The organism is Micromonospora sp. WMMD708, assembly GCF_049315245.1.
Classification (GTDB): Bacteria; Actinomycetota; Actinomycetes; order Mycobacteriales; family Micromonosporaceae; genus Micromonospora; species Micromonospora wenchangensis.
The window spans coordinates 6272524-6297638 of sequence record NZ_CP186060.1 but is presented as its reverse complement, the minus strand read 5'-3'; the positions used below and the strand labels follow the sequence as shown (position 1 = coordinate 6297638).

The 25115-nt window shown below is 72.7% G+C and carries 22 protein-coding genes and 1 pseudogene; 12 read left to right on the top strand and 11 right to left on the bottom strand.

What is annotated here, in order from left to right; genetic code table 11:
- The first annotated feature begins 213 nt into the window (after positions 1 to 213).
- Both ACN260_RS27795 and mqnP read left to right on the top strand, forming a co-directional pair.
- Positions 214 to 1674, top strand: coding sequence for a menaquinone biosynthesis decarboxylase (locus ACN260_RS27795; protein WP_422753763.1), 1461 nt, complete (start codon positions 214 to 216; stop codon positions 1672 to 1674).
- Positions 1674 to 2585: a menaquinone biosynthesis prenyltransferase MqnP gene (mqnP, locus tag ACN260_RS27790; protein WP_422753762.1), complete on the top strand. Its 912-nt coding sequence runs from the start codon at positions 1674 to 1676 to the stop codon at positions 2583 to 2585. The genes ACN260_RS27795 and mqnP overlap by 1 nt, the downstream gene beginning before the upstream one ends.
- Positions 2586 to 2802: 217 nt before the next feature.
- Here the strand turns inward: mqnP and ACN260_RS27785 are convergent, their stop codons facing one another.
- Complete coding sequence (locus tag ACN260_RS27785; protein WP_422753761.1) at positions 2803 to 3768, bottom strand: terpene synthase family protein; 966 nt, start codon at positions 3766 to 3768, stop codon at positions 2803 to 2805.
- A 204-nt stretch (positions 3769 to 3972) separates the two neighbouring features.
- Between ACN260_RS27785 and ACN260_RS27780 the strand changes: the two genes are divergently transcribed.
- On the top strand, positions 3973 to 4599 hold the full coding sequence (locus ACN260_RS27780) for a UbiX family flavin prenyltransferase (RefSeq protein ID WP_204925733.1): 627 nt from the start codon (positions 3973 to 3975) through the stop codon (positions 4597 to 4599).
- Between the two features lie 159 nt (positions 4600 to 4758).
- Here ACN260_RS27780 and ACN260_RS27775 read toward each other — a convergent pair whose 3' ends face one another.
- A complete protein-coding gene (locus ACN260_RS27775; RefSeq protein ID WP_084261470.1) occupies positions 4759 to 5025 on the bottom strand; it encodes a BldC family transcriptional regulator in 267 nt (88 codons plus the stop codon).
- A gap of 268 nt (positions 5026 to 5293) precedes the next feature.
- Here ACN260_RS27775 and ACN260_RS27770 point away from each other — a divergent pair, with 268 nt between their 5' ends.
- Together ACN260_RS27770 and ACN260_RS27765 are read left to right on the top strand one after the other, a co-directional pair.
- Complete coding sequence (locus ACN260_RS27770) at positions 5294 to 5752, top strand: Lrp/AsnC family transcriptional regulator (protein WP_088642067.1); 459 nt, start codon at positions 5294 to 5296, stop codon at positions 5750 to 5752.
- A gap of 82 nt (positions 5753 to 5834) precedes the next feature.
- The gene (locus ACN260_RS27765; protein WP_302739960.1) at positions 5835 to 6926 is read left to right on the top strand and encodes a PLP-dependent cysteine synthase family protein; all 1092 of its coding nucleotides are present in this window, start codon (positions 5835 to 5837) and stop codon (positions 6924 to 6926) included.
- Between the two features lie 8 nt (positions 6927 to 6934).
- Here ACN260_RS27765 and ACN260_RS27760 read toward each other — a convergent pair whose 3' ends face one another.
- The 6 genes from ACN260_RS27760 to ACN260_RS27735 form a co-directional block, all read right to left on the bottom strand.
- Positions 6935 to 7231 carry a hypothetical protein gene (locus tag ACN260_RS27760; protein ID WP_422753760.1) on the bottom strand — a complete coding sequence of 99 codons (297 nt, stop codon included), beginning with the start codon at positions 7229 to 7231 and terminating at the stop codon, positions 6935 to 6937.
- A complete protein-coding gene (locus ACN260_RS27755) occupies positions 7224 to 7880 on the bottom strand; it encodes a DUF6232 family protein (RefSeq protein WP_422753759.1) in 657 nt (218 codons plus the stop codon). Before ACN260_RS27755 ends, ACN260_RS27760 begins: the two co-directional genes overlap by 8 nt.
- Positions 7881 to 8173: 293 nt before the next feature.
- Entirely contained in the window at positions 8174 to 8794 is a 621-nt protein-coding gene (locus ACN260_RS27750) for a putative glycolipid-binding domain-containing protein (RefSeq protein WP_422753758.1), read from the bottom strand.
- A 127-nt stretch (positions 8795 to 8921) separates the two neighbouring features.
- On the bottom strand, positions 8922 to 10832 hold the full coding sequence (locus ACN260_RS27745; protein WP_422753757.1) for a DEAD/DEAH box helicase: 1911 nt from the start codon (positions 10830 to 10832) through the stop codon (positions 8922 to 8924).
- 243 nt (positions 10833 to 11075) lie between these two features.
- The gene (locus tag ACN260_RS27740) at positions 11076 to 12920 is read right to left on the bottom strand and encodes a hypothetical protein (protein WP_422753756.1); all 1845 of its coding nucleotides are present in this window, start codon (positions 12918 to 12920) and stop codon (positions 11076 to 11078) included.
- A 132-nt stretch (positions 12921 to 13052) separates the two neighbouring features.
- Entirely contained in the window at positions 13053 to 14630 is a 1578-nt protein-coding gene (locus ACN260_RS27735; protein WP_422753755.1) for an NlpC/P60 family protein, read from the bottom strand.
- Between the two features lie 247 nt (positions 14631 to 14877).
- Here ACN260_RS27735 and mqnE point away from each other — a divergent pair, with 247 nt between their 5' ends.
- The 3 genes from mqnE (at position 14878) to ACN260_RS27720 (ending at position 17000) form a co-directional block, all read left to right on the top strand.
- On the top strand, positions 14878 to 16047 hold the full coding sequence (gene mqnE / locus ACN260_RS27730) for an aminofutalosine synthase MqnE (protein WP_422753754.1): 1170 nt from the start codon (positions 14878 to 14880) through the stop codon (positions 16045 to 16047).
- Positions 16048 to 16070: 23 nt separating this feature from the next.
- Positions 16071 to 16511: a hypothetical protein gene (locus tag ACN260_RS27725; protein ID WP_422753753.1), complete on the top strand. Its 441-nt coding sequence runs from the start codon at positions 16071 to 16073 to the stop codon at positions 16509 to 16511.
- 216 nt (positions 16512 to 16727) lie between these two features.
- Positions 16728 to 17000, top strand: coding sequence for a DUF4229 domain-containing protein (locus tag ACN260_RS27720; RefSeq protein ID WP_088642075.1), 273 nt, complete (start codon positions 16728 to 16730; stop codon positions 16998 to 17000).
- Positions 17001 to 17375: 375 nt separating this feature from the next.
- Here the strand turns inward: ACN260_RS27720 and ACN260_RS27715 are convergent, their stop codons facing one another.
- Positions 17376 to 18752 carry a C39 family peptidase gene (locus tag ACN260_RS27715; protein WP_422753752.1) on the bottom strand — a complete coding sequence of 459 codons (1377 nt, stop codon included), beginning with the start codon at positions 18750 to 18752 and terminating at the stop codon, positions 17376 to 17378.
- 205 nt (positions 18753 to 18957) lie between these two features.
- On the opposite strand from ACN260_RS27715, the pseudogene ACN260_RS27710 reads away from it, so the two are divergent.
- The 4 genes and pseudogenes from ACN260_RS27710 to ACN260_RS27695 form a co-directional block, all read left to right on the top strand.
- Positions 18958 to 20265 (top strand): annotated as a pseudogene (locus ACN260_RS27710) (M14 family zinc carboxypeptidase); the annotation flags it as partial.
- A 358-nt stretch (positions 20266 to 20623) separates the two neighbouring features.
- Positions 20624 to 21565: an ABC transporter substrate-binding protein gene (locus ACN260_RS27705; protein ID WP_422753751.1), complete on the top strand. Its 942-nt coding sequence runs from the start codon at positions 20624 to 20626 to the stop codon at positions 21563 to 21565.
- Positions 21566 to 21662: 97 nt separating this feature from the next.
- Complete coding sequence (locus ACN260_RS27700) at positions 21663 to 22697, top strand: FecCD family ABC transporter permease (protein ID WP_422756849.1); 1035 nt, start codon at positions 21663 to 21665, stop codon at positions 22695 to 22697.
- 8 nt (positions 22698 to 22705) lie between these two features.
- Complete coding sequence (locus tag ACN260_RS27695; RefSeq protein ID WP_422756848.1) at positions 22706 to 23497, top strand: ABC transporter ATP-binding protein; 792 nt, start codon at positions 22706 to 22708, stop codon at positions 23495 to 23497.
- 18 nt (positions 23498 to 23515) lie between these two features.
- Here ACN260_RS27695 and ACN260_RS27690 read toward each other — a convergent pair whose 3' ends face one another.
- Complete coding sequence (locus ACN260_RS27690; protein ID WP_422753750.1) at positions 23516 to 24277, bottom strand: VOC family protein; 762 nt, start codon at positions 24275 to 24277, stop codon at positions 23516 to 23518.
- 92 nt (positions 24278 to 24369) lie between these two features.
- On the bottom strand, positions 24370 to 25107 hold the full coding sequence (locus ACN260_RS27685) for an ABC transporter permease (RefSeq protein ID WP_422753749.1): 738 nt from the start codon (positions 25105 to 25107) through the stop codon (positions 24370 to 24372).
- Positions 25108 to 25115 lie beyond the last annotated feature (8 nt).

Here is a 25115-nt window from a genome sequence, read left to right as displayed (position 1 = left end):
CACCCGCCCCACCGTCACCCGTGCAACGAGCAACTGTCGGCGGGAGAGACGCCGGTGGACGGTGGCCGCCATGAGGGCCGTCCCTCCGCGTGTCTCTGAGCGTGGCGGCCGTCCGCCGGCGCGGGGAGGCGTACCGGTCCGGGTGGGGAGGCGCACACCGCTGGGGCGTACCCGGCGTGGGCGCTGCCGTCGGGGGTGCGGGAGACTGGCCGTATGGCGGCTCGTGGCTTCCCGTACACCGATCTCAAGGACTTCCTCGTGGCGCTGGAGCGCGCGGGCGAGCTGCGGCGGGTGACCGTCCCGGTGGACCCCACGCTGGAGATCAGCGAGGTGGTCACCCGGACGGTCCGGGCCGGCGGGCCGGCGCTGCTGTTCGAGCGGCCCACCCGGGGCGAGATGCCGGTGGCGATCAACCTGTTCGGCACCGAGAAGCGGATGGCGATGGCGCTCGGCGTCGGATCGCTTGACGAGATCGGCGACCGGATCGGCGCGTTGATCAAGCCGGAGCTGCCGGTGGGCTGGTCCGGCATCCGCGAGGGGCTGGGCAAGGTCATGCAGCTCAAGTCGGTGCCGCCGCGCAAGGTCAAGACCGCCCCCTGCCAGGAGGTGGTCTACTCCGGCGACGACGTCGACCTGGGCCGGCTGCCCGGCCTCCAGGTCTGGCCCGGTGACGGCGGCATCTTCCACAACTACGGGCTGACCCACACCAAGCACCCCGAGACCGGCAAGCGCAACCTGGGGCTCTACCGCCTCCAGCAGCACTCCCGCAACACGCTCGGCATGCACTGGCAGATCCACAAGGACTCCACCGCCCACCACGCGGTCGCCGAGCGGCTCGGGCAGCGGCTGCCGGTCGCCATCGCCATCGGCTGCGATCCGGTGGTCAGCTACGCCGCCTCCGCGCCGCTCCCCGGTGACATCGACGAATACCTGTTCGCCGGGTTCCTGCGCGGCGAACGGGTCGAGATGGTCGACTGCCTGACCGTCCCGTTGCAGGTCCCGGCGCACGCGCAGATCGTGCTGGAGGGCTACCTGGAACCCGGCGAGCGGCTGCCCGAGGGGCCGTTCGGCGACCACACCGGCTTCTACACCCCGGTCGAGCCGTTCCCGGTGCTGCACATCGAGACGATGACCATGCAGCGCAACCCGGTCTACCACTCCATCGTCACGTCCAAGCCGCCGCAGGAGGACCACGGTCTCGGCAAGGCCACCGAGCGGATCTTCCAGCCGCTGCTCAAGCTGCTGATCCCGGACATCGTCGACTACGACCTGCCGGCCGCCGGGGTGTTCCACAACTGCGCGATCGTGTCGATCCGCAAGCGCTACCCCAAGCACGCGCAGAAGGTGATGAACGCGATCTGGGGCGCGCACCTGATGTCGCTGACCAAGCTGATCGTGATCGTCGACGACGACTGCGACGTGCACGACTACAACGAGGTCGCGTTCCGCGCCTTCGGCAACGTCGACTACGCCCGCGACCTGCTGCTCACCGAGGGCCCGGTCGACCACCTCGACCACGCCTCCTACCAGCAGTTCTGGGGTGGCAAGGTCGGTGTCGACGCCACCCGCAAGCTGCCCGCCGAGGGCTACACCCGGGGCTGGCCGGAGGAGATGACCATGTCGCCGGAGGTCACCTCCCTGGTCGACAAGCGCTGGAAGGAGTACGGCATCTGATGGCCACCGCCGTCGCCCCGGCCGCCCGCCCCGGCCGGGTCAAGTCCTTCCTCAAGCTCGTCGCGATCGAGCACTCCGTCTTCGCGCTGCCGTTCGCGTACCTGTCGGCGCTGACCGCGATGCAGGTCAACGGCGGTCGGGTGCGCTGGGCCGACCTGCTGCTGATCACCGTGGCGATGGTCGGCGCGCGGACGTTCGCCATGGCCGCCAACCGCATCCTCGACCGGCGGATCGACGCCCGGAATCCGCGTACCGCCGGGCGGGAACTGGTCACCGGGGCCGTGAGCGTGCGGACGGCCTGGACCGGCGCGGTCGTCGCTCTGGTGGTGTTCCTCGCCGCCGCCGCCCTGCTCAACCCGCTCTGTCTGGTGCTCGCCCCGCTCGCCGTGATCCCGCTGGTGGTCTACCCCTACGGCAAGCGGTTCACCGACTGGCCGCACGCCATCCTGGCGGTCGCGCAGGCCGTCGGCCCGGTCGGCGCCTGGCTCGCCGTCACCGGCACCTTCGCCGGCTCGGGGCCGGCCTGGCTGCTCGGCGCGGCCGTCGGCCTGTGGATCGGCGGCTTCGACCTGATCTACGCCTGCCAGGACGACGAGGTCGACCGGCGGATCGGGGTACGCAGCGTCCCCGCCCGCTACGGCCGGCGGTTCGCCCTGCACGCCTCCACCGTGGCGCACGTGGTGACGTTCGCGCTGTTCATCTGGTTCGGTGCGCTGGTCGGCTTCGGCTGGCTCTGGTGGATCGGGCTGGCGCTCACCGCTGTCGCCTTCGGCTACCAGCACGTGGTGGTCACCCCGACCGACCTGAGCCGGGTCAACCGGGCGTTCTTCACCGCCAACGGTTTCGTCGGCATCGCCCTGTTCGTCTTCGCCCTGCTCGACCTGGTGATCCGCCTAGACCTGCGCCCCTGATCCCGCCTCCTTCCGGCTGCTCATCTCCGGCGCTGCACCGTCCTGCGCCCCGCACTGTCCCGCCCCGCCCGTTGTCCTTAATGATCAAGAAGTTTGCGTCAGTTGATCAAGAGGTTCAGGTCAACTCGAAGATCAAACTTGACGCAAAGCTCTTGATCACCGGGGCGGGGATCGCCAGGGCGGGGCGGGGTCGGCGGGTCGGGTGGGTGGGGATGGGTCAGGGGTGGGGGTGGACGGGGTAGCGGGCGCTTTCCAGGGTCCAGTCGATGGTGCCCCGGACGGCGTTCGCGATGCCGTCGAGGTGGGCGGCGACGGCGTCGTCCAGCGCCGGGCCGAACGACGGGACGGCCCCGCACTGCATCCGGAACCGGGTCATCGTGTCCCGCCAGCGGTCGGCGACCAGTTCGGCGGCCCGCTCCACCGGCACGTTCCGCTCGTCGGCCAGGGCCAGCACCAGGTTGTGCCCGCCCGAGGTGGTCCGGTCCCGTTCCATCGAGGCGAGGTCGTTGTACCAGGAGAGCAGATCGTTGCCGAGTTCACCGATCCGACGCAGCAGCGGATGGTGGTAGACCGCGTCCGGCAGCGCCCGGCCGCTGACGAACTCGATCAGCGGGTACGACACGTACGCCGCCGAGGTGGCCCGGCGCAGCGCGACATACTCGGCCACGCCGGGCGTCCGGCCGCTCTCCTTCGCCACCGCCTCCCGCCAGTTGCCGTCGAGGTGGTCGCCGACCGCGTCGGCGAACCGCAGCCGCCAGCGCGCCGGCATCCGGCGACGGGGCATCCGCCACGCCTCGACCAGCAGCCGGCGCAGCGGCCCCCCGAATCCCGGGTGCCGCCGTCGGGGACCGTCGTGCAGCAGGGTCAGCGCCCCGCGGCGCAGCGCCCGGATCTGCTCCGAGGGCAGCCGGTCCGGCCCGTCGCAGGCGTCGTCGACCAGGAAGAACCAGGTGAACAGGGCCGACACGGTACGCAGGTCCGGCTCGCTGGCGTCGGGGTAGAGGCGGCCCGCGTACCGGGCGAAGCCGGCCCGGTCGAGCCGGTGCAACGCCTCGGCGCCCAACGGCAGACCCAGCCGGGGCAGCAGCTCCAGCAACCACTCCTGCACCCCGTCGGCGTACGGGGAGAGCCGGGGCGGGATCGGGCACGCCGACCGTAACGACCAGAGGATCTCGTCGACCATTACCGATGTCTCCCCCGTACCGTGTGGATCATTCGTCCGCAGCATCGCAGGTCCGGCGTCGACGTGCCGTCCGGGCCTGCGGTGGGCCGCCCGGACCACCGGTACGGCGACGGTGGGTCGACCGGCCGGCCCCGCACCGTGCTGACAGGGGGCGATTGCGGGGGCGGGCGTCGGCGGTCGGCGTACACCAGGCAGGCTGGGCGTATGCGCGAACCATGGGTGGTGGGGGTTTCCGGGGCGTCCGGCACCCCCTACGCGGCGGCCGTCGTCCGGGGCCTGCTCGACGCCGGGCATCCGGTGGACCTGATCGTGTCCCGGGCCGCCCGGCTGACCGTCCTCGACGAGACCGGCCGGCCGTTCCGGGACGGCCACTGGGCCGAGGACCTCGCCGGTTGGCTGGGCCGGGACCTCACCGGCGACGACGTGCGGCACTGGCCGGCCGGCGACATCGCCGCCGGCCCGAGCAGCGGCTCCTACCGGGTACGCGGCATGGCGGTCGTGCCGGCCAGCACGGCGGCCTGCGCCGGCATCGCCATCGGCCTGTCGAAGGACCTGCTGCAACGCGCCGCCGAGGTCAACCTCAAGGAACGACGCCCGGTGGTGCTGGTGCCCCGGGAGACCCCGGTGACCCGCAGCCACCTGGAACACCTGATCGCGCTGCACGACGCCGGGGCGGTGGTGCTGCCGGCCAGCCCCGGCTTCTACGGCGCGGGGGCGTCCGCCACCGCGCAGCAACTGGTCGACTTCGTCGCCGGCAAGGTGTTGGACGCCCTGGGTGTGCCGCACACCCTGTTCCGCCGCTGGTCGGGCGAGCTGGCCGCCGAACGCTGACCCACCCCGACGGCTGGCCGCCCGTGGTCAGCCCACGCGGGTCGCTGCCGGTAGCACCTGGCGCAGGGCCCGGACGGCGGGCAGGTCGCGCCGCCGGGAGCCGTTCAAGCGGCGACGGGCCGGCCTCGTCGGCCGGCCCGCGCGTCCGTCTCGCACCATTCAGTACATTCCGGCATTGGCCGGACCCGGCCCGGTCGAGGCGGCCGGGCCCACGTTGCGTGGCTTGCCCATGTCGTCCGCCTCGTCCAACATGCCCTCCCCTTCCAGCAGGGCCCGCACCTCGGATTCCCGAAACCGGCGATGCCCGCCTGGAGTCCGGATGCTGCCTATCCGGCCGGCCGCCGCCCACCGCGTCACAGTCTTCGGGTCCACCCGAAACAGTGCGGCGACCTCACCCGGTGTCAGCAGGCGATCTCCAGTGTCCACAGCCCCCTCCTCGCGTCGACGAAGCCCTCGGCTGAACACACTGCCCCCGGCCGGTGCGAGCCCAGAGCCGTCATGAGGGACGTATGGCAATTACAGCACCAGCGAACTGGCCTGTCCGCCAAACGCGAAAAACGCACGGAGTGGGAAGTTAGTAAATGGTACCGGCGCGGGACTCCCTTGACCGTCGGTCTGCGAACTGTCACCTGCTGTCAGATCCAACGGATGCCGGTCGCCGGACGTTACGCCCCAACGGATAGGCTCACCCTCCGTGGACGCGATCGACCGGAGCCTCGTCGAACTACTGCGGGGTAACGCCCGCCTGTCGTACGCCGAGCTGGCCCGGCAGGTCGGCCTGTCCGCGCCGGCCGTGCACGAACGGGTCGGCAAGCTGGAGTCCAGTGGCGTGATCCGGGCCTACCGGGCCGAGGTCGAGCCGGAGGCGATCGGCCTGGGCGTGACCGCGCTCATCGGCATCGTCGAGGACTCCGGCGGGGACACCGACGACGTGCTGGAGACGTTCCGGCAGATGCCCGAGATCGAATCCTGCTACTTCATGGCCGGCGTCGAATCCTTCCTGCTCAAGGCGCGGGTGGGCACCATCGCCGAACTGGAACAGCTGATCGTGCGGCTGAGCCGTACCCCCGGGGTGGCCTCCACCCGCACCGGCATCGCCCTGTCGACCAAGTGGGAGAACCGGCCCCAGCCGATCGAGCCGCCGGCCTCCTGACCGGCCGACCGGGGCTGGTGCGGGCGGCGACGACGCCGGGCCGGCCCGTACCCGAGCTGACCTCGCTTGTACCGTTGCCGACGTGACTCATCTCGACCGGTGCGACGAGGCCAGCCGGGTGTGGGTGACCGAGGCGATCGCCGCCGTGGAGGCCGACGCCAACCGGTCCGCCGACACCCACCTGCTGCCGTTCCCGCTGCCCCGGCAGTGGGGGATCGACCTCTACCTCAAGGACGAGTCGGTGCACCCCACCGGCTCCCTCAAGCACCGGCTGGCACGCTCGCTGTTCCTCTACGGGCTCTGCAACGGCTGGATCGGGCCGGCGACCACGGTGATCGAGGCGTCCTCCGGCTCCACGGCGGTCTCCGAGGCGTACTTCGCCCGGATGCTCGGGCTGCCGTTCGTCGCCGTGATGCCCGCCTCCACCTCACCCGAGAAGATCGCCCAGATCGAGTTCCACGGCGGGCGCTGCCACCTGGTCGACGACCCGGCCAAGGTGGTGGTCGAGGCGCGCTGGCTCGCCGAGGACAGCGGCGGGCACTTCATGGACCAGTTCACCTACGCCGAACGGGCCACCGACTGGCGGGGCAACAACAACATCGCCGAGTCGATCTACGCCCAGCTCTCCCTGGAACGGCACCCCGTGCCGGCCTGGATCGTGGTCGGCGCCGGCACCGGCGGCACCAGCGCCACCATCGGCCGGTACGCCCGCTACCAGCGGCTGCCCACCAAACTCTGCGTGGTCGACCCGGAGAACTCGGCGTTCTACCCGGCCTGGCAGGCCGCCGACTGGTCGGTACGCACCGGCCGGGGCTCCCGGATCGAGGGGATCGGCCGACCCACCGTCGAGGCGTCCTTCCTGCCCTCGGTGGTCGACCGGATGACCCAGGTGCCGGACGCCGCCTCGCTGGCCGCCATGCGGGCCGGCTCGGCGGTGCTCGGCCGGCGGGTCGGCGGATCCACCGGTACCAACCTATGGGGGGCGTTCGGGCTGATCGCCGAACTGCTCGCGCAGGGGCGGCCCGGCTCGGTGGTGACGCTGATCTGCGACGCCGGGGACCGGTACGCCGACACCTACTACGACGACGACTGGGTGGCCGCGCAGGGCCTCGACCTCGCCCCGCACCTGGCCACCATCGACCGGTTCCTCAGCACCGGGAGCTGGCCCGGCTGACGGTGCCGTTACTTCAGTGACTGAACGATGAGTTGCGCGACCGTACCCGCGGTCGCGGCCTGCACGACGGGCCCGAGTCCATTGCGGACCGCTTCCCGGAGATTCGCCAGACGCCCCCTCTCCTGATTGACGGTTTCGGTCACCGCCGCTCCGTCGATGACGTTTCCCTGGGCGTCGGTAGCTCCTTTCCTCTGAAGCAGGGAGATCAAGGCGCCCAGCTCTTCGGCGGCATCCCGGCCGACGATTTTGGCGATCTGGATGTTTCCGCCGTACATGTTGATCTGGTCACCGTAGTGGTCACCCACCGCGCACCACCTTTCCGATCTGAAGGCCGCTGCCCTTCATGTTGATCTCGTCACCGAAGACCAACTTCCGATTGTCGATGTTCTGGACGATCTCCCGTGCCGGCGGATTCTCCATGGCGTTGGCGATGAGGCCCACCAGACCCTCGACCATGGCGCCGTCCGTGCTGACCAGACCGGCACTCGGTGCGCCGTTGGTCTCCAGTACCAGGGCGTACTGGGTGGCCTGGTTGGCGATGCGGAACGCGGTCCAGCCGCTGTACCCGGCGAGGGCCAGGAAGACCAGCGCCGCGATGACGCCGACCGTGCTCGGCGCGTCGGGCTGGGCGGCGCAGCAGACCGCCAGCATCAGTCCGAACAGCCAGCCGATGGTCTTCACGATGGCGCGGGTTACCCCGGCCCGGTCGGGCGTGGAAACGAGTGACTGCACACGCGCGATGTTGCGGAGTTGATAGACGTCGCTGCCGATCCACAGTGTGGCGCGGTTGATCCGGAGTTGGGTGATGCCGCCGTGATTTGCCAAGTCGGTGCCCTCTCTTCGCAACTCTGTCGGATGCCGTCCGGCCTGACGGTGCAGATGTTTTCCTGGGGCTTCAATAGCCTGCACCGCATGCGACGCGAATGTTACTCCAGAATTGATTGAGAGTCCCACGGGTGAGACCTGTCGGCATTTGGACAGGGGTGCGGGTGTGCCGCCCCTGCGTCATGCAGCGGCCCTGGAAATTGTTTACGGGTGCGGATCACCTTTTCGTCCACCGGCGGGCTCCGATAAGAGGGAAGGTGATACCGGAAATGGTGGTGCCATCGTTCCCACGGGGGAAACCGCCCGACAGTCTGTGGACGGTGGGGTGGCCTGTCGTCCCATGGCACGCCGGCCGTCGTCGACGCCGCGGGGGTCGGCACCTGCCCGACCGGTACCCCGCTCCCAGCCCGATCCTGGTGCGGTCAGCCCAGGTCAGCCCGGTCGGCCAGCCCGGGGTAGTGCCGGACCAGCCCGTCGCCGTCCACCTCGAGCTCGGTGCGGAAGGTGTCGCTGGTGAACCCCACCCGCCCCGGCCCGAGCGCGGTGTAGACCTGCTCACCGGCCACCACCTCCAGGCTGGGCACCAGCACCCATGCCACGGTGATCCGGTGCTCGGTGCTGGACGTGGCCCCCGCCAGCCCCAGCCGACGGATCGGCAGGCTGTTGAACAGGGCCGAGCCGCCCAGGTCGACGTCGAGCGCCGCGTGCAGCCGCTCGGTGTCCTCGATGCCGGGCAGGCCGGCCGGTGGCTGCCCGGCCGCCCGCAGCGCCGCGTCCAGGTCACCCTGCTCGCCGGTGCGCACCTGCCAGGCGTCCGCGCCGCGTTCCAGCCGTACGCTCCGCGACCAGCCGGCCCCCTCCACCTCCACGGCGAGCGAGGTGGTGGCCCCGTCCGTGCCGGTCACCAGCCGGTAGCGGCAGGTGTAGGGGACCGGGTCGACGGCCAGCAGGGTGCCGTGCGCGGCGAATCCGGCCCCGTCGTCGAGGACGGCGTGCTCGGCCCCGGCGGTGTCGGTACGGCTCCAGAAAAGTGACCTCGGCATGGTCCGGACGTTACGCCAGCAGGGCGTTCACGGCAGCGCATGTGCGAACGCCGCCCCGGAGCGGGTGCTCCGGGGCGGCGTCGGAAACCGCTGGGACCGTGGCCGGGTCGGCCCGCTCCCGATCCGGTCAGTGGGTACGCGCAGGCGGCCGGCCGCCGAAGCCCCGCCGGTCGTCACGCGGCCGGTCGTCACGGACCCGCCCCTCGGTGCGGAACCCGCCCCGACGGTCGGTGCCACGCGACTCGCCGCCGCCGAACCGGCGCTCACCGGACCGCTGCTCGCCCCGGGCGTCCCGGTCGCCGAAACGCGGCTCACCGCGCTCGCCGAAGCGCCGCTCGCCGTAACCCCGGTCGCCGTAACCCCGGTCGGTCCGGGGACGCTCGGTGTAGCCGCGCTCGCCACTCGGCCGCTCGCGGTCGCCGCCGCCGGTCCGCTCGCCGTAGCCCTGCCCGCCGCCGGTCCGCCCGCCGTAGCCGGGCCCGCCGGTGGGGCGGTCGCGGTAGCCCCGCTCACCACCGCTGTGGTCGCGGTAGCCGCTGGTGCGGTCGCGGTATCCCCGGTCGCTGCTCCCGGTCCGGTCGCCGTATCCCCGGTCGCCGGTGGGGCGGTCGTAGCTCCGCTCCCGGGCCGGCCGTTCCCCGCCGTAGCCGCCGCTCGGCCGCTCCCCGCCGTAGCCGCCGCGGCCGTCCCGGCTGCCGCCGTGGCCCCGGTCGCCGCCGTAGCCCCGGGCGTCCCGGTCGCCGAAGCGGCGCGGGCGGTCGCCGTGCCGGCGCGGCTCGGGCTCCTCGCGCACCGGGACACCGCTGGGCTCGCGGGCACCGGTCAGCTCGGCGAGCACCGCGTCGCCGGCCCGCACCCGGGTCTCGGCCGGCTCAACGCCCGCCTTCTCCAGCATCGCCAGCGTGGTCCGCCGCTGCTTGGGCAGCACCAGCGTGGCCACCGCGCCGGACTCGCCGGCCCGCGCGGTACGCCCCGCCCGGTGCAGGTAGTCCTTCGGGTCCTTCGGCGGGTCGATGTGCAGCACCAGGGACACCCCGTCGACGTGGATGCCCCGGGCCGCCACGTCGGTGGCGACCAGCACGTCCATCCGTCCCTCGCGGAACTCGGCGAGGGTCTTGGTACGCATCCGCTGGGTCTTGCCGCCGTGCAGCCCACCGGCCCGGACGCCCACCGCGCCGAGCTGTTCCACCAGCCGGTCGACGCCGAGCTGGGTACGGGCGAAGAGCATCGTCCGGCCGGGCCGGGCCGCGATCGACGCCGCCACGGCGAACTTGTCGTGCGGCGGGATCAGCAGCAGGTGATGGTCCATCGTGGACACCGAGGCGGTCGACGGCGCGGTGGAGTGCGTCACCGGGTCCGTCATGAACCGCTTGACCAGGGCGTCGACGTCACCGTCCAACGTGGCCGAGAACAGCAGCCGCTGGGCGCCCGCCGGGGTCTTGGCGAGCAGCTCGGTGACCTCGGGAAGGAAGCCCATGTCGGCCATCTGGTCGGCCTCGTCGAGGACGGTCACCTCGACGTCGTCCAGGACGCAGACGCCCCGGTTGATCAGGTCACCGAGCCGGCCCGGGGTGGCCACGACGATCTCGACGCCCCGCCGCAGCGCGTCGATCTGCCGGTCGTACGGCACGCCGCCGACGGCGGTCTTGAGGAAGATCCCGACAGCCTTGCCCAGCGGCAGCAACGCGTCGTTGACCTGCATCGCCAGCTCGCGGGTGGGGACGAGGACCAGGGCGCGCGGGTGCAGCGGCCGGGCCCGGTTGAGCTCGGCCAGCCGGGCGACGATGGGCAGGCCGAAGGCGAGGGTCTTGCCGGAGCCGGTCTGGCCCCGGCCGAGGACGTCCCGGCCGGCGAGGGCGTCGGGCAGGGTGGCCCGCTGGATCTCGAACGGGGTGGTGATGCCCTGCCGGGCGAGGGCGTCGACGAGCTGCCGGGGCAGACCCAGGTCGGCGAAGCCGACGGGGGTGGCCGGGGTGACGTCGTCGGTCGGAAGGTCGTGGGCGGACGGACTGGTGCCGGGGTCAACGGAGGTGGTCAAGAAATGCCTTTCGAGCGGGGCGCATCTTCGCGATGGCCCGCCGCAGCATGGGTACGCCGCCGAATCGCCCGCAAGATCGCCCAGGGGCACGCCACGCGTGCCGGGTCAGTGATCCCGACAAGTGTACGGCGCTCCGCTGACGTCGCCAGTGTGCCCCGAGCCGGTAGTGGGCGGACTCACCTGTTCCGGGCATCCCCCCACCTGCCTGGGCGTCCGCTCCACCGGAGTCGCCGACGGCCGGCCTCACTGGGACAGCATGCCGCCGACCAGCCCGTCCATCACGTCGTTGGCGAGCAGGACGACAAGCACGCTGATCGCCACCAGCAGCCCCAGCGAGGCGGCGAGCACGATCACCACCCGGGTGGTCCTGGACCGTGGGGCCGGCGTGTCGGACCAACCCTGGGCGAGGATGTGCCCGGTCAGCGAGCCGGAGTTCTCCACCGGGTTGCCGGCCGGGAAGGCGACAGTGGCGTGCGCCGGGCCGTCGGTGCCGCCGTAGCCGACGCTGGCCAGGTCCGGGCCGCCCTGGTAGGGCGTACCGGAGGAGGGGCGGGTCGTGCCGCCCGCCGTGCGGCGCGGTGCGGACCCGGACGCCGGCCAGTTGGGAAGCGCGGGAGCCGGTACCACCGGCAGCACCGAGGTCGCGCCGTCGCCCCCCGCGTCGGACACCGCCGGGGCCCGGAACGTCGGCATCGCCGTACCTGCTGCCGAGCTGCCCGCCCCCGGGCCGCCGGCATCCGTCCGGCCGGTACCCGCCGGGGCGGGAGGCGCGGAGGTGGGTGGGGTGAAGGCGGAGGGTGCCGGGGACGCCGAGGTCGGCGGGGCGAAGGCGGAAGGTGCCGGGGATGCAGCGGCCGGTGGGGTGAACGCGGAGGGCGTCCCGAAGGCCGGCGGGGTGAAGCTGGCGGGTGCCGGGGGTGCGGAGGCCGGCGGGGTGGGGCTGGCCGGTGCCGAGGGAGTCGCGGCCGGGGGTGCGGAGGTGGGCGGCCGGAAGACGGGGGATGTCGGGGCCGGCGGTGCGGAAGCCGGGGGTGCCGAGGCCGGGATGCTGCCGGCCGTGGGTGTCGAGGTGGGTGGGGCGACGGTGCCGCCGGTCGGGGGCGCGGTGACGGACGCGCTGGCCCGGAAGGTCGTCGGGGTGGCCGGCACGGCCGGGGGCGGGGGGAACGGTGGTGCCGGCATCGGGCCGGGCGGCGGTGGGGGCGGCGGCACCGCCGGACCCGGGGGCGGCAGCGGCGGCCCCGGCACGGGTGGGACCGGGCCGGGTGGGACCGGAACGGGACCCGGCGGTGGACCGGGCAGCGGCGGGACCGGCGCGGGGAACGGGCCGGGCGCTGGCGGCTCGGAAGGACTCGGAGCCGGCTCGGGTGTGGGAGCCGGCGACGGTTCGGGGGCGGGCTCCGGCTCCGGCGTCGGCGGGGTGGGGGGCTGGACCGGCTCCGGGGGCCGCGCGGGCTCGGGTGGCTCCGGGTTGACAGGCGTCGACCGGTACACCCCGGCGGCGGCGTCCCCGGGTCGGGTGCCCGCGTCGGCAGCCGCCCCCTCCGCCTCGGCGGCGGAGACCCGGCTGAGCCCGGGGACGGAGACGCTGGCCCGTGCCGGGCCGCCGTCCGAGCTGTCGCGCTGCCCGGGAACGGTCGCCGGTCCGGCCGGGGCGGGGCTGCCGTCTGCGGCGTCGTCCGGGCCGGTCGCCCGGGAGGCCGGGGCGGTGACCGGGTCGCCCGGTGTCGGGTCGCTTTGGGCCGTGCCGCCGCTGGCGGAGCCGCCCGGTTCGGGTGTTCGGGAGGCCGGAACCGCAGGTTCAACGGCCGGTGTTCCGGCCCGGTAGGTGGTCGCGGTCGCCGGCCCCGCCGGCAGGTCGCCGCCCTCGGGCGGGGCGGTCACGGTACGTACGCTGGCCGTGGCGCGGGCCGTGCCGTCGACGGGCGGACCGGGCCGGACCGGGATGCTGGAGACCCGGTCGGGGCGGGGCGGGGCGTCGACGGATTCCGGGTCGGCCCGCCCGGCGTCGGTGCGGGCGGCGGGTTCGGCCGGGTCGGGCACCGGTCCCTGGCCGACGTGCCCCACCGGAACCTCTTGCTCGCCCATGCTCGCCCTCCGCGCACCCTCGCACCCGCGTCCCGCGAACGGTGACCGGATGTGCCTCGTGTCACCGTGCCACATCTCGTCCCGTCGGCACAGCCGGAGTGCCGATGGGACGGTCGGGACGGTGCCGGCCGGTCAGCTCCCGGTGTTGGCCGAGGCACCCGCCGACGCCGGGGCGGACGCCGACCGGCTGCTCTCCACGGTGCCGCTGTCCTCCGGGTCCGGGGTGCCGGAACCGGTGAGGCTCGGCGTCGGGTCGGCGGTCCTGGTCGGCGTGGGGGTCGGCGGCGCGGAGGTGACCGGCGGCCTCGGGGTGGTCGGCGGCTTCGTCGGCCCGGTGGTCGACCCTGCGGTCGGCCGGGGCGTGGGGGTGGTCGGCTTCGGCGACGCCGTGGTGGGCTTCGGCGTGGGGGTGGTCGGCTTCGGTGACGCCGTGGTGGGCTTCGGCGTGGGCGGCGCAGGCGGGGTGACCGGGGCCCCGGGGCTGGTCACCGCGCCGACGACCCGGGTGGAGGCGTAGAGGCTGGACCACCGCACCTGGGAGATCTTGACCACGTCCCCGCTGCGGGGCGCCTGCACCATCCGGCCGTTGCCGATGTACATCGCGACGTGGTGGATGGTCGTCCAGCTGCTACCCGAGGCAAAGAAGAGCAGGTCGCCGGGGAGCAGGGCGCTCTGCGAGACCGTCCGGCCGCGGGTGGCGTAGTACTGGTCGCGGGCGACCCGGGGCAGGTCGTAGTAGCCCGCCGACCGGTAGGCCGCCCACATCAGACCGGAGCAGTCGAACCGGTCCGGGCCCTCGGCCGCCCAGAGGTACGGGTCGCCGAGCTGCGCCAGCGCGTACCGCACGGCGGCGAGCGCCTGGGGGCTGGCGTTCAGGCCGCTGCTGCTCTGCCCCTCGACGTACGCCGACCCGAGCTTCTGCTCGGCGGCCTCCTGCTGCTTCTCCAGGGCGATGAGCTGGGCCTGGTTGTCCGCCCGCAGCTTGGCGATCTTGGCGTCGTTGTCGCGCAGCGCCTTCTGCACCGCGGCGAACTGTTCCTCGGCCCGCCGGACCCGGTCGGTGGCGGCGGTGACCGCCTGGGCGGCGACCTGCTCGGCCGTACGGGCCCGGGAGAGTTCACCAGCCGCCGCCGTGGTCTCGCCGTCGGCCTGCTCGCCCCGGGAGATCCGTTGCAGGACGCTCAGCCCGTGCAGGTCGCGGGCGAACTCGCCGGGCGGCAGGGCGGCGGCGGCCTTGAAGGCGTCCGCGGCGACGGCGTTGGCCCGCTGCTCGGCCACGGTCAGCGCGCCCCGGGCCCGGGTCAGCTCGCCCTGCACGCTGGTGAGCTGCACCCGGGCGTCGTCGCGCTGCTTCTCGAGCTGGAGGAGCTGGTCGGCGAGCTGGCCGTTCTGCGCGGTCAGCGTGTCGATCTGGGAGAGCAACGGGCTGGTCGGCAGGCTGCCGACGGGCAGCGCGGTCGGGCTGCCGGGCTGGCCGGCCGTCGGGTAGCCCGGGTTCGCCGCGCCGGGCAGCCGCAGCGTACCGGTCGCCACCGGCCGGGAACCGGTGTCCGGGACGGTGTTGGGCAGGGCCGGGTCGGCGTAGACCGGGGTGGCCAGGGCCATCGCGGCGACCGCGCCGAGCAGGGCCGACCAGAGCGCCGGACGCAGCACCGGGGAGATCACCGGAACCCGTCGTCGCTGCCGTCGCCTGTGCCCGCTGTCGACCATTCCGCTCCCTGTGCCGCGTGATGGTGCCACCGCGTGAGGTGGGGCGCGGCGACCCGGAACGCCGCCGGTGTGCGCCGCGTCCCATCCTGTCTTACCGCACCGGGACAACGATGTCGATGCGGTGGCGGCTTGGAGAACCCTGGGAGTGCGGGTGAGGTAGGTCGCTGGCGGTGCCCGTCCTGCCGACCTGTCGGTCGTCCGACGTAGGCTCGATCGGGACCGCAGGTGGAAGGGACGTGGCTTTTCGATGGACGCCGGACTCAAGCGTGAGCTCGAAGAGAAGGTGTACGCGGGGGAGCGACTGACCCGCTCGGACGGGATCGCCCTCTACGAGAGCGACGACCTGACCTGGTTGGGCCGGCTGGCCCACCACCGGCGTACCGAGTTGAACGGCGAACGGGTGATGTTCAACGTCAACCGGCACCTCAACCTGACGAACGTCTGTTCCGCGTCGTGTGCGTACTGCTCGTTCCAGCGCAAGCCGGGCGAGAAGGACGCGTACACGATGCGTATCGAGGAGGCGGTCCGCAAGGCCAAGGAGATGGAGGACGAGCAGCTCACCGAGTTGCACATCGTCAACGGCCTGCACCCCACGCTGCCCTGGCGCTACTACCCCAAGGTGCTGCGCGAGCTGAAGGCGGCGCTGCCCAACGTCAAGCTCAAGTGCTTCACCGCGACCGAGGTGCAGTGGTTCGAGAAGATCAGCGGACTGCCGGCCGACGAGATCCTCGACGAGCTGATGGACGCCGGCCTGGAGTCGTTGACCGGTGGCGGCGCGGAGATCTTCGACTGGGAGGTCCGCCAGCACATCGTCGACCACGACTGCCACTGGGAGGACTGGTCGCGGATCCACGCGCTGGCCCACGCCAAGGGCATGAAGACCCCGGCGACGATGCTCTACGGCCACATCGAGGAGCCCCGGCACCGGGTCGACCACGTGCTGCGGCTGCGCGAGCTGCAGGACGAGACCGGCGGGTTCGCGGTCTTCATCCCGCTGCGCTACCAGCACGACTTCGTCGACTCGGCGGACGGCAAGATCCGTAACCGGATCCAGGCGCGCACCACGATGGCGTCGCCGGCCGAGTCGCTCAAGACGTTCGCGGTCTCCCGGCTGCTGTTCGACAACGTCCCGCACCTGAAGAACTTCTGGGTGATGCACGGCCTGTCGGTCGCCCAGCTCTCGCTCAACTTCGGCGTGGACGACCTGGACGGCTCGGTCGTCGAATACAAGATCACCCATGACGCCGACTCGTACGGCACGCCGAACACCATGCACCGTGACGACCTGCTCAACCTGATCTGGGACGCCGGTTTCCAGCCGGTCGAGCGGGACACCCGCTACAACGTGGTCCGCGAGTACGACCGGGCGCCGTCGCTTTCGTCCCGGCGTGCCGAGCCGCAGCAGGTCTGGGCCTGACCCGGCCGTATGCTCGTCACACCATGACCGGACAGCAGCCGACCGCGCAGCAGCGCAGCGGGTTTCCCCGCCGGGACGCCGAGGGACGCATCCTGACCCTGGGTGACCTGCTCGGGGTGAGCCTGGCCGGTTGGGTGATCGGCGTGCTGGCTCTGGTGCTCTTCGACTGGGCGTTCGCCGTGGCCGGCGCGGGTGACTTCGGCCGTACCAACGGCTGGCTCGCGGTGATCCTGCCGGCCTGGCTGTTCTGGGACGACTTCCGGGCCTGGGACTTCGGCGCGGCCCGGGTGGTGGCAGCCGTGTCCGCCGCGGTGGTCGCGGTGCTCGCCGGGCTGCTGGTGGCGGGCCTGGCGTCCGGGCTCGCGCCGCTGCTCACCGGCGGGCTGGCCGCACTCGCGTTCACTATCGGCTACGCGGTGCTCTGGTTCCAGGGCGTGCACTGGCTGGCCCGACGCACGGGCTGAGCCATCGACGTCGGGTCCCGGCACAGAGGCAGGGGGTAGGGGAAGACATGAGCGCGAGGAACGAGCGGGCCGTGCGGGCCCCGCAGTCGCGAAGTGACTGGTCGGTCAGGATAGGGCGGGTCGTGCGAGCCGCGCGGGCACGAGCCGGGACAGTTCGGTGAGGGCGAGGAACGAGCGGCTTGCGCGCGCCCCGCAGCCGCGAGTCGAGGCGGCCCGGTGAGCGCGGCGGTCAAGTACACGTTGGCCCGGATCGGGTTGTTCCTGCTGGTCGTGGTGGCACTGTGGCCGGTCGGGATGAACCTGTTCCTCAAGCTCATGGTGGCGTTGATCTTCTCGGCCGCCGCGTCGTTCTTCCTGCTCCGGGGCTGGCGGGACGAGATGGCCGAGGAGGTGGCCGCCGCCGCCGAGCGACGTCGGGCGGAGAAGGAGCGGCTGCGCTCCGCGCTGGCCGGCGACGACCACCCCGCCGAGGGTGACCCCCGCCCCTGACTCCCTGACCCCTTTCCTGACCCCCGCCCGACCCGCGCACGCATTCACACCCTGCGCGTTCGCGCCCTGGCCGGCCCGTATCGGTCGCGCGCCCCGCTGCCCGGCCGACCGACCCTGAGATCCACTCCAGATCAGCGAAGTAGCGGTATCGCCGCCCGGTGATGCCGCTACTTCGGCTCACCTGAGTGGATCTCCCGCTCGACCGGGGCAGGTCTGGGCTTGGTCGGCCCAAGATCCACTCAAGGGTGGCAAAGTAGGGGTGTCGCCGGGCAGTGATACCGCTACTTCGGCCCACGAGAGTCGATCATCCCGTCCGCCCGGGTCCGTCTGACCGTGCCCACCCCGGCCGGGGGTCTCGGCCGGGGTGGGTGGGGGTCACCAGTTGGTCGAGCCGGGGACGACCGGCCAGGGGCGGTCGGTCGGCTTGATCAGGTAGGCGATGCCGCCCGATCCGCCGGCCACCGTGCCGTCGGCCCGGTGCCGCTTGGTCCGTAGCCAGATCTGCTCGAACTGGTCGCGTCGGTAGACGTTGCGCACCTCGGCGTTCGACGCGGACGCCGGGTCGTTGACGATCACGTCGCCGTCGGCGGTGAAACCGACGATCACGAACAGGTGCCCGGAGGTGCCGTAGTTCGACCCGTCCAGTTCGGTGTCGAGGAAGGACTGCGAGGTGACCACGGGGATGCCGGCGCGGATGAAGCGTTCCGCCTCGTCGAGGGAGTGCAGCCGGGTCACCCGGGCCTCGATGCCGGGGAAACTGGCGGCGTACGCGGTGTTGAACGGCCAGTTGCCCGCGCCCTCGTACTCGTTGTCCCAGGTCATCCGGGCGGCGTGGACGACCTGCGGGTCGGGGTGGCCCGGGTCGATCCAGGACAGGTCGGCCGCCGACGGGAGCCTGCCGTAGTACTCCAGCACCATCGTGGTGGACGTCGGGCTGCACCAGACCTGGCCGCCGCCACCCCATTCGGGGTAGCTGCCCCGGTGGATCATCTGGGAGCGGGCCGGCACCGGCAGTTCGGTGCCCCAGGCGATGCGGCCCCGGCTGGGCGGGACGGTGAACCGGTCGGGCACGCGTGAACTCATCGCGCCGAGCATCCGGACCCGGGGCGCGGCGGCCTGGCCGGGCGCCCGGTAGAGGGTCAACCGGAGCTGGTACGACCGCAGCAGCACCCCGGCGTCCGCGTCGTCGATGGCGAAGGTGTCGGTCCACACGCTGGACCAGGGGTCGCCCTGACCGTCCAGGGTGGCCCGGGCGATGTCCCGGTCGCCGGAGGCCCACCGGGCCATGACGTACCACGGGGTGTGGTCGCCGGTGGAGTAGGTGCCCTGGAGTTCGACCTGGAGCCAGGTGCCGGCGGGGGTGTCGGCGTTCCAGGAGGCGACCAGTTCGGTGGCGTCGAAGCCGATCGGGGTGGGCGGCGAGGTCCAGGTGGCGTACTCCCAGGTGCGGGTGGTGCCGGTGTGTTCGTCGGTGAACTCGGTGGTGCCGGCGGGGCGGCCGATGGTGAGACCGGCGCGGTGGCCGGGTACGGCGTGGGTGCCCCGGTGGGTGCCGGCCTGCCAGTCGGGGTACCGGGACCACTCCTGGAAGGTGATCTGCTCGTCGTGCCCACCGGCGGGCGGACGGTCCCCGGCGGGCGGGTGCGTTCGGGTGGGTGACGGGCCGCCGGCCCGGACGGGTGCGGTGCTGGCGAGCAGGGTGAGGGTGGCGACGCCGACCAGGGCGACCGTGCGCAGGACTCTGCTGGACATGGCAACTCCGCAGGGGTGGGGAATCGTTGCCGTTCACTGTCCCGCCCGGCAGGAAGTTTCGCCAGTGGTTGACATCAGGAAAACCATTGCCGATATGACGATCCGGTCGGGATGGTTGGAGATAGTCACAGATATTGATATGACCATGTGACTGCTGGTGGAGTGGGCGCACAACGGGATACCCCGTACCCCGAGGAGGACGTCCATGGCCTTCCGCACCTCCCCCTTCCGGCGTCGCCTGGCGCTCGCCGTCGTCGCCGGTCTCGGCCTCACCGCCGTCGCCACCGGGCCGGTCTCCGCCCGCCCGGCCCCGGAGCCCGAGCCCACCGCCGTCAGCTACCGCGTGCTCGGTCCGCGTACCCTCGCCGACCGCAACGCGGTCGCCCGCACCGGCGCGGCCATCGACTCCGCCGAGCACGGCGTGCTGTACGTCTCGGCCAACCGGTCCGAGGCCGCCGCCATCACCCGGCTCGGCTTCCGGCTGGAACGGGAGGTCGAGCCGGCCCCCGCCGAGGGTGCCCGCGCCAACGCCTTCCCGCCGGCCGACTCGAACTACCACGACTACGCCGAGCTGACCACCGTGGTCAACCAGGTGGTCGCCGACCACCCGGCGATCGCCCGCAAGATCAGCATCGGCCGGTCGTACGAGGGCCGCGACCTGATGGCGGTGAAGATCTCGGACAACGTCGGCACCGACGAGGCCGAACCGGAGATCCTGTTCAACTCCCAGCAGCACGCCCGCGAGCACCTGACCGTCGAGATGGCGATCTACCTGCTGAACCTGTTCACCGACAGCTACGGCAGCGACTCGCGGATCACCAGCATCGTCAACTCCCGGGAGATCTGGATCGTGCCCACGGTCAACCCGGACGGCAGCGAGTACGACATCGCCACCGGCTCCTACCGGTCCTGGCGCAAGAACCGGCAGCCCAACAGCGGTGCGGCGGCGGTCGGCACCGACCTGAACCGCAACTGGGGCTACAACTGGGGCTGCTGCGGAGGCTCGTCCGGCGCGCCGTCGTCGAGCACCTACCGGGGGCCGTCCGCGTTCTCCGCGCCGGAGACGAAGGCGCTGCGGGACTTCGTCAACAGCCGGGTCGTCGGCGGGGTGCAGCAGATCAAGGCCAACATCGACTGGCACACCTACTCGCAGCTGGTGCTCTGGCCGTTCGGCTACACCACGGCGAACACCCCCAGCGGGATGACCGCCGACCAGTACAACACCTTCGCCACCCTCGGGCAGCGGATGGCGGCCACCAACGGCTACACCCCCGAGCAGTCCAGCGACCTCTACATCACCGACGGCGACAGCCTCGACTGGATGTGGGCGACCCACAAGATCTGGGCGTACACCTTCGAGATGTACCCCGGGTCGTCCGGGGCCGGCGGCGGCTTCTACCCGCCCGACGAGGTGATTCCCGCGCAGACCTCCCGCAACAAGGAGGCGGTGCTGCTCCTGTCCGAGTACGCCGACTGCCCCTACCGGGTGATCAACAAGCAGAGCACGTACTGCTGAGTTACCGGACGTGATTCCGGGTGGGGTCCCGTAAGCCCCCGGCGGGGCCCCACCCACCCCTCCCGTCCGGACGATCTTTGCTGGTGGTGCGCTACCGTGGCACCCGATCGACCGCAGCGAAGCCGGTGCGAAACCGGCGCTGTCCCGCAACTGTGATGACCCACCGAGGCTCCCCGCCCCGCGCCGGAGCCGCCGCGACGCCCGGCCCGACGTGGCCGGCGTCGCCGTGTGTGGGGACGAGCCAGGTCGCCTGCGGTCGGTCGCGACACGCGCTCTCGAGGAAGGGCGCCTCGCGGACGGGTACGCACCACGCTCCCTGTCGGCGAAGCACGCTCCTCGACCGACAGGAGGCCAGATGTTCCGACGTACCCCCCGGTTGTTCGCCGCGACCCTCGCGGTGGCCGCCCTCGCCCTCGGCGCGTGCGCCGAGAAGACCTCCGACGACACCCCCGCCACCGGCGGCAGTAGTTCCGGCGCGGCGGCCTTCCCGGCCACGGTGGGCAACCTCACCCTCGACAAGCGGCCCGAGAAGATCGTCTCGCTGTCGCCCACGGCGACCGAGATGCTCTTCGCCATCGGCGCGGGCAAGCAGGTCACCGCCGTCGACGACCAGTCGAACTACCCGGCCGACGCGCCCAAGAGCGAGCTGTCCGGCTTCCAGCCGAATGCCGAGGCGATCGCCGGCAAGAACCCCGACCTGGTGGTCCTCGCCAACGACACCAACAAGATCATCGCCCAGCTCACCGCGCTGAAGGTGCCGGTGCTGCTCACCCCGGCGGCGACCACCCTCGACGACACCTACCGGCAGCTCGCCGACCTGGGTACCCTCACCGGCCACCCGACCGAGGCCGCCGACGTCACCGCCCGGATGAAGGACGAGATCGGCAAGCTCACCAAGGACCTGCCGCAGCGGTCGACGAAGCTGACCTACTACCACGAGCTGGGGCCGGAGCTGTACAGCGCGACCAGCAAGACCTTCATCGGCTCGATCTACGCGCTGGCCGGCCTGGAGAACATCGCCGACGCCTCCGACGCCGACGGCAAGAACGGCGGATACCCGCAGCTCTCGCAGGAGGTCATCGTCAAGGCGAACCCCGACTTCGTCTTCCTCGCCGACGTCAAGTGCTGCCAGCAGAGCGCCGACACGGTCAAGGCCCGCAGCGGCTGGGCCGGCGTCACCGCCGTCAAGAACAACCAGATCGTCGCGCTCGACGACGACGTCGCCTCGCGGTGGGGCCCGCGCGTGGTCGACCTGCTCCGGTCGATCGTCGACGCCACCGCCAAGGTGCCGGCGTGACGGTCAGGTGACCGTGCGGTCCACCACACCCGCACCGGCCGGGACGCGTCACGCGTCCCGGCCGGCCCGCGTCACCGGTACGCCCCGGCCGGCCGGCCTGCGCAAGCGCTGGCTCGCCGCCGGGGTGTTCGCCGTGCTGGTGGCCCTGGTCGCCGGGGTGTCCCTCGGGCCGGTCAGCCTGCCGCCCGGCAGCGTCGCCGCCGAACTGCTCAACCTGCTGCCCGGGGTACGCCTGGACAGCGGGCTCACCGAACGCGAGATCGCCATCGTCACCGAGCTGCGGCTGCCCCGGGTGGTGCTCGGCCTGCTCGTCGGCGGTCTGCTCGCCCTGGCCGGCGGCTGCTACCAGGGGGTGTTCCGCAACCCGCTGGCCGACCCGTACCTGCTGGGGGTGGCGGCCGGCGCGGGCTTCGCGGTGACCGCGGTGATCACCCTGGGCGGCGTCGGGGCCGGCGGCGCGCTGACCGGGATGCCGGTCACCATCCCGCTCGCCGCGTTCGTCGGCTCGCTCGGCGCGGTCGCCCTGACGTACCTGCTCGGGGCGGCCGGCGGGCGGGACCGCTCCCCGGCCACCCTGATCCTGGCCGGGGTCGCGGTGTCCGCGTTCCTCGCCGCCGGGCAGACGTACCTGCTGCAACGGCACTCCGACAGCATCCAGCAGGTCTACTCCTGGCTGCTCGGCCGGCTCGGCACCGCCGGCTGGGGTGACGTGCGGCTGATCCTGCCGTACTTCGTGCTGACCACCGTGGTGGTGCTGCTGCACCGGCGCGAACTCGACGTGCTCTCCGTCGGCGACGACGAGGCGAGCGGCCTCGGGCTGCACCCGCAACGGTCCCGCTACCTGCTGATCGCCGCCGCCTCGCTGGGCACCGCCGCCGCGGTCTCCGCCTCGGGGCTGATCGGCTTCGTCGGGATCATCGTGCCGCACACCGTACGGCTGCTGGCCGGGTCGAGCCACCGGGTGGTCCTGCCGCTGTCGCTGCTCTTCGGCGCGGCGTTCCTGGCGCTGACCGACGTGGTCGCCCGGACCGCCGCCGCCCCCGCCGAGATCCCGATCGGCGTGGTCACCGCCCTGCTCGGCGGCCCGTTCTTCGTCCTGGTCCTGCGCACCGCCCGCCGGGTCTTCCCGTGAGCGGTTCCGTGAGCGTGCCGGCGGTGCAGGTGCAGGGGCTGCACGTGCGGCTCGGTGGGGCGGTGATCCTGGCCGGCGTCGACCTGACGGTCGCCGCGGGCGAGTGGGTCACCGTGATCGGGCCGAACGGCGCCGGCAAGTCGACCCTGCTGCGCGCCGTCGGCGGCCTGCTGCCCGCCCCGGGCGCGGTCTCCCTCTTCGGTACGCCGTCCGGCGCGCTGCGTCGCCGGGAACGGGCCCGGGTGGTGGCGACGGTGGCGCAGTCCCCCGTGGTACCGGCGGGGATGTCGGTGTTCGACTACGTCCTGCTGGGGCGGACCCCGTACATCGCGCCGCTGGGCCGGGAGTCGGCGGCCGACCTGGCCGTCGTGCACGACGTCCTCGACCGGCTGGACCTGACCGGGTTCCACGGGCGGGAGCTGGCCACCCTCTCCGGCGGGGAGCGGCAGCGGGTGTTCCTGGCCCGTGCCCTCGCCCAGGGTGCCACCCTGCTGCTGCTGGACGAGCCGACCAGCGCGTTGGACATCGGCCACCAGCAGGAGGTGCTGGAGCTGGTCGACCAGCTCCGCCGCACGCACGGCCTGACCGTACTGGCCACCATGCACGACCTCTCCGTCGCGGGCGAGTACGCCGACCGGATGGTGCTGCTCGCCGACGGCCGGGTCGTCGCGGCGGGCCCGCCCGACCAGGTGCTCACCGAGGAGTTGCTGTCCCGCCACTACCGGGCCCGGGTCCGGGTCGTCCCCGGCGACCACGGCCCGCTGGTGGTGCCCAGCCGCCCCGGCCCGCCACGCCACTGATCTGCGGCGTCACCGCCGTCAGACGGGATCGGTGGCGGGGCGGAGCAGGGAGAACCGGGCACCTGCGGGGTCGCGCAGGGTGCTGCGGCGGCCCAGCAGGGTGTCCCGGGGCGGGGTGATTATGGTGCCGCCGAGGGTGGTGGCGCGGGCGGTGGTCGCGTCCACGTCGGCCACCGCGAAGAACACCGACCAGTACGCCGGCTGCGCCGGGTCGGGGGTGGGCAGCATCCCGGCCACGATCCGGGCTCCGCACCGCCAGCCGGTGTAGCCGGGTCCTCCGGCGGGCTGCTCCTCCGGGTGCCAGCCGAAGACCAGCTCGTAGAAGACCTTCGCGCCCTCCGGGTCGGGGCTGACCAGCTCGTTCCAGCACATCGCCCCGGGGGCGTCGAGCAGTTCCGCGCCGGGCGTCCGCATCGGCTGCCAGACGCTGAACACCGCGCCGGCCGGGTCGGCGAAGACCGCCATCCGCCCGGCGTGCAGGACGTCGAACGGGGTGACCAGCACCTGCCCGCCGGCCGCCTCGACCCGGGTGGTGACCAGGTCGGCGTCGTCGGTCGCCACGTACGTCGACCAGACCGGCTCCCGGCCCGGGTCGGCCGGCGGGCCGGCGCCCGCCACCGCCCGACCGTCCCGGTGGAAGGTGGTGTAGCCGGCTCTGTCGGGTTCGGGCGCGATCCGGCCGGTCCAGCCGAACAGCTCCGGGTAGAACCGCCGGGCGGCGTCCAGGTCGGGGGTCGCCAGGTCGGTCCAGCAGGGCGTGCCCGCGGCGACGGTGCGCACGTCGACCCCTCTCGGCTGTGGGGCGGGCCGGTGGCCGCCCTGCCGGCATCGTGGCACCGGGCGGCCGCCACCGGGCCGAACCGGCACCCAGGTCAACTGAACCGGCGACCCTCGTCCCGGCGGTACGCCCAGCCGGAGACCGTGGCGAGCAGCACGATCCAGACGCCGAGCATGGCCAGGGCGAGCGGGTCGGGTCGCCAGTCGCCGACCGCCGCCCACATCAGTTCGACCGCGCCCCGGGTGGGCAGGAAGGGGGCGACCGCCTGGATGAAGCCGGGCGCGTCGCCCGGCGCGGAGAGCAGGCCGCCGCCGAAGGCCAGCGGGAAGAAGATGACCTGCGCGACGACGATCGCCGCCTTGCTCGGCAGCGAGTAGCCGATGGCGAGTCCCAGCAGGGTGAACGGCACCGACACCACGGCCACGGTGGCCGCGCCGAGCAGCAGCCCGACCGGGGTGATCCGGGCGGCCGTGGCGACCGCCGCGATGACCACGACGGGCAGCATCGACAGGTACGTCAGCACCAGCCCGGCCAGGATCCGCCCCGCCAGGCGGGGTCCCGGCCCGGCCGGCAGGGTCCGGGTGTACGGGTTCCACGGCTGGTCGCGGTCCTCGGCGACACCGACGCCGTACTGGAAGATGTTGGCACTCATCACCGCGAAGGTGACCATCGCGGCGGTGGCGTAGGTGGCGCCGGTCGGATCGTCCCCGGCGAACGGGACGACGAAGAAGAGCATCGCGGCGGCGGGGAAGAAAGCGCTGCCGACCACGGCGACGGGGATGCGGATGGTCTCCAGGAGTTGGTAACGGGCGTGGACCAGGGTGAGCGGCACGGCGTCGA

Excerpts from the sequence above, each read along its gene's own strand:
- ACN260_RS27735 (WP_422753755.1), bottom strand. The coding sequence starts at position 14,630 with ATGGTCGACAGCGGGCACAGGCGACGGCAGCGACGACGGGTTCCGGTG.
- ACN260_RS27780 (WP_204925733.1), top strand. The coding sequence starts at position 3,973 with ATGCGCGAACCATGGGTGGTGGGGGTTTCCGGGGCGTCCGGCACCCCC.
- ACN260_RS27705 (WP_422753751.1), top strand. The coding sequence starts at position 20,624 with ATGTTCCGACGTACCCCCCGGTTGTTCGCCGCGACCCTCGCGGTGGCC.
- ACN260_RS27785 (WP_422753761.1), bottom strand. The coding sequence starts at position 3,768 with ATGGTCGACGAGATCCTCTGGTCGTTACGGTCGGCGTGCCCGATCCCG.
- ACN260_RS27725 (WP_422753753.1), top strand. The coding sequence starts at position 16,071 with ATGACCGGACAGCAGCCGACCGCGCAGCAGCGCAGCGGGTTTCCCCGC.
- ACN260_RS27715 (WP_422753752.1), bottom strand. The coding sequence starts at position 18,752 with ATGTCCAGCAGAGTCCTGCGCACGGTCGCCCTGGTCGGCGTCGCCACC.
- ACN260_RS27795 (WP_422753763.1), top strand. The coding sequence starts at position 214 with ATGGCGGCTCGTGGCTTCCCGTACACCGATCTCAAGGACTTCCTCGTG.
- ACN260_RS27750 (WP_422753758.1), bottom strand. The coding sequence starts at position 8,794 with ATGCCGAGGTCACTTTTCTGGAGCCGTACCGACACCGCCGGGGCCGAG.
- mqnE (WP_422753754.1), top strand. The coding sequence starts at position 14,878 with ATGGACGCCGGACTCAAGCGTGAGCTCGAAGAGAAGGTGTACGCGGGG.
- mqnP (WP_422753762.1), top strand. The coding sequence starts at position 1,674 with ATGGCCACCGCCGTCGCCCCGGCCGCCCGCCCCGGCCGGGTCAAGTCC.
- ACN260_RS27740 (WP_422753756.1), bottom strand. The coding sequence starts at position 12,920 with ATGGGCGAGCAAGAGGTTCCGGTGGGGCACGTCGGCCAGGGACCGGTG.